The organism is Micromonospora sp. M51 (assembly GCF_018070305.1).
GTDB classification, from domain to species: domain Bacteria; phylum Actinomycetota; class Actinomycetes; order Mycobacteriales; family Micromonosporaceae; genus Micromonospora; species Micromonospora parva.
Genome location: NZ_JAGPXZ010000228.1, coordinates 1 through 7,997, shown reverse-complemented (window position 1 = coordinate 7,997; position 7,997 = coordinate 1). Strand labels below are relative to the sequence as shown.

General features: G+C 67.3%; 3 protein-coding genes. All 3 read right to left on the bottom strand.

Translation table 11 applies throughout. The features are described 5' to 3' along the window. Positions 1-75 precede the first annotated feature (75 nt). The 3 genes from KBX53_RS14560 to KBX53_RS14550 all read right to left on the bottom strand — a co-directional run bounded on the left by KBX53_RS14560 (position 76) and on the right by KBX53_RS14550 (position 7,938). A complete protein-coding gene (locus KBX53_RS14560) occupies positions 76-444 on the bottom strand; it encodes a hypothetical protein (protein ID WP_210859764.1) in 369 nt (122 codons plus the stop codon). 94 nt (positions 445-538) lie between these two features. Continuing rightward, positions 539-4,426: a DNA-directed RNA polymerase subunit beta' gene (locus KBX53_RS14555; protein WP_030329878.1), complete on the bottom strand. Its 3,888-nt coding sequence runs from the start codon at positions 4,424-4,426 to the stop codon at positions 539-541. An 80-nt stretch (positions 4,427-4,506) separates the two neighbouring features. Further along, entirely contained in the window at positions 4,507-7,938 is a 3,432-nt protein-coding gene (locus tag KBX53_RS14550; RefSeq protein WP_030329876.1) for a DNA-directed RNA polymerase subunit beta, read from the bottom strand. Between the last annotated feature and the right edge of the window lie 59 nt (positions 7,939-7,997).

Here is a 7,997-nt window from a genome sequence, read left to right as displayed (position 1 = left end):
CCGCCACGCGGCGGACACCGGCCAGGCTACCGCCGCGAGCGCCGCCACCCGCGCCGGGCGCGGCCACCGGCGGCCTCAGTCCATGTTCGCCGGGTAGTCGTGGCCGAACGGGGCACCGGCCAGCCGGACCACCCCGATGACCACAGCGGCCACCACGCTGACCGCGACCAGCACCAGACCGGTCCAGGCCATCCGCTCCCCCCGCCGCAGCCACACGCTGCCGGTCAGGAAACCCCCCGACGCGTACGCCTCGCGGCGCGCCTGCCGGGCCAGTTGCAGGGCCACGGTGGCCGGCACCACGCCTCCGATGAACAACCCGGTCAGCATGCCGAGCAGGCCGAGCGCGAAGACCGCCCGTGCCTTCGTGGCGCGGGCCGGGTCCGGGTCCAGCGGGTGACGCAGGTCCGGCTGGGCGACGGACACCTGCCCGGGTGCTGTCGTCATACCCCCATCATGCCGAACCCGGTCGCGGGGTGGGTGGGCACGGACACGACGAGGCCCCCGGCTTTCACCGGGGGCCTCGTCGTGTTACTGGTGCTTAGCGGTACGACCCGAAGTCGAAGTCGTCCAGCGGCACGGCCTGCCCGCTGGCCGGCCCGAACCCGTAGTCGGTCTCCGGGTAACCGGTCATCGAGTAGACCTTGGCCTTCGCCTCCTCGGTCGGCTCGACCCGGACGTTGCGGTACTTGCTGATGCCGGTACCGGCCGGGATGAGCTTTCCGATGATCACGTTCTCCTTGAGGCCGACCAGCGAGTCGCTGCGCGAGTTGATCGCAGCGTCGGTCAGCACCCGGGTGGTCTCCTGGAAGGAGGCCGCCGAGAGCCAGGAGTCGGTGGCCAGCGAGGCCTTGGTGATACCCATCAGCACCGGACGACCGGCGGCGGGCTCGCCGCCCTCCGAGACGAGTCGGCGGTTCTCCGACTCGAACAGCGCCCGGTCGACGAGCACACCCGGCAGGAACTCGGTCGAGCCGGAGTCGATGACCGTCACCCGCTTGAGCATCTGGCGGATGATGATCTCGATGTGCTTGTCGTGGATGAGCACACCCTGCGAGCGGTAGACCTCCTGGACCTCACTGGTCAGGTGGACCTGGACCGCCCGCGGACCCATGATCCGCAGCAGCTCGTGCGGGTCGATGGTGCCCTCGGTCAGCTTCTCGCCGACCGCGACGTGACCGCCGTCGTGGGTCCGGAGCTTGACGCGCTTCGAGATCTTGTCGTAGACGATCTCGTCGCTGCCGTCGTCCGGCACCACGATGATCTTGCGCGAGCGCTCGCCGTCCTCGATCCGGATCCGGCCCGGGGTGTCGGCGATGGGCGCCTTACCCTTCGGGACCCGAGCCTCGAAGATTTCCTGAACACGCGGCAGACCCTGGGTGATGTCCTCACCCGCGACACCACCGGTGTGGAAGGTACGCATCGTCAGCTGCGTACCGGGCTCACCGATGGACTGGGCGGCGATGATGCCGACCGCCTCGCCGATGTCGACCGACTTACCGGTCGGCAGCGACCGGCCGTAGCAGGCCGCGCAGACGCCGAGCTTCGACTCGCAGGTGAGCACGCTGCGCACCCGGACGGTCTCCACACCAGCGGCGACGATCTTGTCGACCCCGATGGAGTTGATGTCCTGCCCGCGCTCGGCGACCACGGTGCCGTCCGGCCCCTTGATGTCGTCGGCGAGGGTCCGGGCGTGCACGCTGGTCTCGGCGTGGGTGTGGACGACGAGCTTGCCGTCCAGCTTCTCGCCGATCTGCATCGGGATCGCCCGGTCGGTGCCGCAGTCCTCTTCACGGATGATGACGTCCTGCGAGACGTCCACCAGACGACGGGTCAGGTAACCCGAGTCGGCGGTACGCAGCGCGGTGTCGGCCAGACCCTTGCGGGCACCGTGCGTGGAGATGAAGTACTCCAGCACGGACAGACCCTCCCGGTAGCTGGCCTTGATCGGCCGCGGGATGATCTCGCCCTTGGGGTTGGCCACCAGACCACGGATCGCCGCGATCTGCCGGAGCTGGAGCAGGTTACCGCGAGCACCCGAGTTGATCATCTTCCACAGCGGGTTCTCCTGCGGCAGCGCGGTGTCCATCTCCTTGGCGACCTCGTTGGTCGCCTTGGTCCAGATCTCGATGAGCTCGCCGCGACGCTCCTCGGCGGTCATCAGACCACGCTGGTACTGCTTGTCGATCTGGTCGGCGTCCTTCTCGTACCGGGCCAGGATCTCCGCCTTACGCGGCGGCGCGATGACGTCCTCCATACCGATCGTCACGCCGGACCAGGTGGCCCAGTGGAAACCGGCCTCCTTGAGCCCGTCCAGGGTGGCGGCCAGCGCCACCTTGGGGAAGCGCTCGGCGAGGTCGTTGACGATCGCGGAGAGCTGACCCTTGCGGATCTCGTAGTTCACGAAGCGGTAGCCCTGCGGCAACGTCTCGTTGAACAGCACCCGGCCCAGGGTGGTCTCCACGGTCAGCGGGTCACCCTCGACCCAGCCCTCCGGGGCGGTCCACGCCTCGGCGCCAGCACCGTTGTCGACCCCGACCACGTCACGCAGGCGGATCTTCACCGGCGCCTGCAGGTGCAGCTCGCCGTTGTCGAAGGCCATCCGCGCCTCGGCGTCCGAGCTGAACGCCCGGCCCTCGCCCTTCTCACCAGCGGTGCGGTGGGTGAGGTGGTACAGACCGATGACCATGTCCTGGGTGGGCATGGTGACCGGCTTACCGTCGGCCGGCTTGAGGATGTTGTTCGACGACAGCATCAGGATCCGCGCCTCGGCCTGAGCCTCGGCGGACAGCGGCACGTGCACCGCCATCTGGTCACCGTCGAAGTCGGCGTTGAACGCGGTGCAGACCAGCGGGTGGATCTGGATGGCCTTGCCCTCGACCAGCTGCGGCTCGAAGGCCTGGATGCCCAGGCGGTGCAGGGTCGGCGCCCGGTTGAGCAGCACCGGGTGCTCGCCGATGACCTCTTCCAGCACGTCCCACACGACCGGGCGCTGACGCTCGACCATCCGCTTGGCGGACTTGATGTTCTGGGCGTGGTTGAGGTCGACCAGCCGCTTCATCACGAACGGCTTGAACAGCTCCAGCGCCATCTGCTTGGGCAGACCGCACTGGTGCAGCTTGAGCTTCGGGCCGACCACGATGACCGAACGGCCGGAGTAGTCGACGCGCTTGCCCAGCAGGTTCTGGCGGAACCGGCCCTGCTTGCCCTTGAGCATGTCGGACAGCGACTTGAGCGGGCGGTTACCCGGGCCGGTGACCGGCCGGCCGCGACGGCCGTTGTCGAACAGCGCGTCGACGGCCTCCTGGAGCATCCGCTTCTCGTTGTTGACGATGATCTCGGGCGCGCCGAGGTCGATCAGCCGCTTGAGGCGGTTGTTCCGGTTGATCACGCGGCGGTACAGGTCGTTCAGGTCCGAGGTCGCGAAGCGGCCACCGTCGAGCTGCACCATCGGGCGCAGGTCCGGCGGGATGACCGGGACGCAGTCCAGCACCATGCCGAGCGGCGAGTTGCGGGTGTTCAGGAACGCCGCGACGACCTTGAGTCGCTTGAGCGCCCGGATCTTCCGCTGGCCCTTGCCGGACCGGATGGTCTCCCGCAGGCTCTCGGCCTCGGCGTCGAGGTCCATGTTCTGGACCAGCGCCTTGATCGCCTCGGCGCCCATGGAACCGGTGAAGTACTCACCGAACCGGTCGCGCAGCTCGCGGTAGAGCAGCTCGTCGGTGACCAGCTGCTTCGGCTCCAGCTTGCGGAAGGTGTCCAGCACCTCGTCCAGGCGGTCGATCTCGCGCTGGGCCCGGTCGCGGATCTGGCGCATCTCGCGCTCTCCGCCCTCCTTGACCTTGCGCCGGACGTCCGCCTTGGCACCCTCGGCCTCCAGCTCGGCCAGGTCGGCCTCGAGCTTGGCGGCCCGCTTCTCGATCTCCGAGTCGCGGCTGTTCTCGGACTGCCGCTTCTCGGCCAGGATCTCGTTCTCGATCGTCGAGAGGTCGCGGTGACGCGACTCCGCGTCCACGCTCGTCACGACGTACGAGGCGAAGTAGATGATCTTCTCGAGGTCCTTGGGGGCGAGGTCCAGCAGGTAGCCCAGCCGGCTCGGAACGCCCTTGAAGTACCAGATGTGGGTCACCGGAGCGGCGAGCTCGATGTGCCCCATCCGCTCACGACGGACCTTGGAGCGAGTCACCTCGACGCCGCAGCGCTCACAGATGATGCCCTTGAACCGGACCCGCTTGTACTTACCGCAGTAGCACTCCCAGTCCCGCTGCGGACCGAAGATCTTCTCGCAGAAGAGTCCGTCCTTTTCCGGCTTCAGGGTGCGGTAGTTGATCGTCTCAGGCTTCTTGACCTCGCCGTGCGACCACTGACGGATGTCGTCAGCGGTGGCGAGACCAATGCGCAGCTCGTCGAAGAAGTTGACGTCGAGCACTATGTCCCCTATGTCGTCGTCTGTACTGCTAATTCTCGGGCGGGGTCGGGAGCCGGCGAGCCGGCCCCCGACCGCACACCTCAGACCTCTTCGACCGAGCTCGGCTCGCGCCGGGACAGGTCGATGCCCAGCTCCTCAGCGGCCCGGAACACCTCGTCGTCGGTCTCGCGCATTTCCAGGGCCACACCGTCGCTGGAGAGCACCTCAACGTTGAGGCACAGCGACTGCAGCTCCTTGAGCAGCACCTTGAACGACTCCGGGATGCCCGGCTCCGGGATGTTCTCGCCCTTGACGATGGCCTCGTAGACCTTCACGCGGCCGAGCACGTCGTCGGACTTGATCGTGAGCAGCTCCTGCAGGGCGTAGGCAGCGCCGTACGCCTGCATCGCCCAGCACTCCATCTCACCGAAACGCTGACCACCGAACTGCGCCTTACCACCCAGCGGCTGCTGCGTGATCATCGAGTACGGTCCGGTCGACCGAGCGTGGATCTTGTCGTCGACCAGGTGGTTGAGCTTCAGGATGTAGACGTAGCCGACGGCGATCGGGTCCGGCAGTGGCTCACCGGAACGACCGTCGAACAGCTGCGCCTTGCCGGTACGCCCGATCAGCTGCTTGCCGTCCCGGTTGGGCAGGGTCGACTCGAGCAGGCCGGAGATCTCCTCCTCGCGGGCACCGTCGAAGACCGGGGTGGCCACGTTGGTGTCCCCCTCGGACTCGTGCGCGTCGATCGAGCGCAGCTGGCGCTTCCAGTCGGCGTCGTCACCCTCGACCTTCCAACCGGTCTTGGCGACCCAACCGAGGTGGGTCTCCAGCACCTGGCCGATGTTCATCCGGCTCGGCACACCGAGCGGGTTGAGCACGATGTCGACCGGGGTGCCGTCCTCCAGGAACGGCATGTCCTCGATCGGCAGGATCTTCGAGATGACACCCTTGTTGCCGTGCCGGCCGGCGAGCTTGTCGCCGTCCTGGATCTTGCGCTTCTGGGCGACGTAGACCCGGACCAGCTCGTTGACACCCGGCGGCAACTCGTCGCCGTCCTCGCGGGAGAACGTACGCACACCGATGACCGTGCCGGTCTCGCCGTGCGGCACCTTCAGCGAGGTGTCCCGAACCTCACGCGCCTTCTCACCGAAGATCGCGCGGAGCAGCCGCTCCTCCGGGGTCAGCTCGGTCTCACCCTTGGGCGTGACCTTGCCGACCAGGATGTCGCCGGGGACGACCTCGGCACCGATCCGGATGATGCCGCGCTCGTCGAGGTCAGCGAGCATTTCCTCGCTGACGTTCGGGATGTCGCGGGTGATCTCCTCCGGACCGAGCTTGGTGTCCCGGGCGTCGACCTCGTGCTCCTCGATGTGGATCGAGGTGAGCACGTCCTGCTGCACGAGGCGCTGCGACAGGATGATCGCGTCCTCGTAGTTGTGGCCCTCCCAGCACATGAACGCCACCAGCAGGTTGCGTCCGAGCGCCATCTCGCCCTCGTCGGTGCAGGGACCGTCGGCGATGACCTGACCGGCCTCGACGCGGTCGCCCTCGAAGACCACCGGCTTCTGGTTGACGCAGGAGCCGGCGTTGGAGCGGCGGAACTTGTGCAGCAGGTACGTCCGGCGGTGGCCGTCATCCTGGTGGATGGTGACGTAGTCGGCGCAGAGATCCTCGATCACACCGCCGACCTCGGCGACCACCACGTCGCCAGCGTCGACAGCGGCCCGGTACTCCATGCCCGTACCCACGAGCGGCGCCTCGGCCTTGACCAGCGGCACCGCCTGGCGCTGCATGTTCGCGCCCATCAGTGCCCGGTTGGCGTCGTCGTGCTCGAGGAACGGGATCATGGCGGTCGCGACCGAGGTCATCTGCCGAGGCGAGACGTCCATGTAGTCGACGGCGGCGGGGACCACGTCCTCGGTCTCGCCGCCCTTACGACGGCAGAGCACCCGGTCCTCGGCGAACGTGCCGTCAGCCTTCAGGCGCGCGTTGGCCTGGGCCTTGACGAACCGGTCCTCCTCGTCCGCGGTCAGGTAGTCGATCTGGTCGGTGACCCGACCGTCGACGACCTTCCGGTACGGCGTCTCGATGAAGCCGAACGGGTTGACCCGGGCGAAGGTGGACAGCGCGCCGATCAGGCCGATGTTCGGGCCTTCCGGCGTCTCGATCGGGCACATCCGGCCGTAGTGGGACGGGTGCACGTCGCGGACCTCGAAGCCGGCCCGCTCCCGGGACAGACCACCCGGGCCGAGCGCGCTCAGCCGGCGCCGGTGGGTCAGGCCCGCCAGCGGGTTGGTCTGGTCCATGAACTGGGACAGCTGGGACGTCCCGAAGAACTCCTTGATCGCCGCCACCACCGGGCGGATGTTGATCAGGGTCTGCGGGGTGATCGCCTCGACGTCCTGCGTGGTCATCCGCTCACGGACGACCCGCTCCATCCGGGACAGGCCGACCCGAACCTGGTTCTGGATCAGCTCGCCCACGGTACGGAGCCGCCGGTTGCCGAAGTGGTCGATGTCGTCGGCCTCGTAGCCCTCCTCACCGGCGTGCAGCCGGCACAGGTACTCCACGGTGGCGACGATGTCGTCCTCGGTCAGCGTGCCGGTGGTGATCGGCACGTCGACTTCGAGCTTCTTGTTGAACTTGTAGCGCCCGACCTTGGCGACGTCGTACCTCTTCGGGTTGAAGAAGAGGTTGTCCAGCAGGGTCTGGGCGTTCTCGCGCGTCGGCGGCTCGCCAGGGCGCAGCTTGCGGTAGATGTCGAGCAGCGCCTCATCGGCGCCGGCGATGTGGTCCTTCTCGAGCGTCGTCATCATCAGCTCGGACCACCCGAACCGCTCACGGATCCGCTCGGCCGACCATCCGATGGCCTTGAGCAGGACGGTGACGGCCTGGCGACGCTTACGGTCGATACGTACGCCGACCGTGTCGCGCTTATCGATGTCGAACTCCAGCCAGGCACCCCGACTCGGGATGACCTTGACGCTGGAGAGGTCGCGGTCGGAGGTCTTGTCCGGCTGCTTGTCGAAGTAGACGCCCGGAGACCGGACGAGCTGGCTGACCACGACGCGCTCGGTGCCGTTGATGACGAAGGTGCCCTTGGGCGTCATCATCGGGAAGTCACCCATGAACACCGTCTGGCTCTTGATCTCGCCAGTGGTGTTGTTGGTGAACTCCGCGGTCACGAAGAGCGGAGCGCAGTAGGTCAGGTCCTTCTCCTTGCACTCCTCGATCGAGGCCTTGACCTCGTCGAAGCGCGGCGCTGAGAAGGAGAGCGACATGGTGCCGGAAAAGTCCTCAATGGGACTGATCTCTTCAAGGATCTCCGCGAGACCCGAGCGTGCGTGCGGGTCGTCCGCCGACCGGCCCTGCCAAGCCTCGTTGCCGACGAGCCAGTCGAAGGACTCGTTCTGAATGGCAAGGAGGTTGGGGACCTCGAGGTGTTCGGTGATCCTGCCGAATGAAACTCGGCGGGGAGCGAATGCGCTCGACGTACGACTGGTCTTCGCAGGGCGGGAAGCTGCCAAGATGCGTCCTTCCGAGGACCGGTGCTGCAGAACGGCTGGTACGCGTGCACTCCAATGAC

Bases quoted from the DNA above. Each gene is read 5' to 3' on its own strand.
- KBX53_RS14560 (WP_210859764.1), bottom strand. From the start codon at position 444: ATGACGACAGCACCCGGGCAGGTGTCCGTCGCCCAGCCGGACCTGCGT.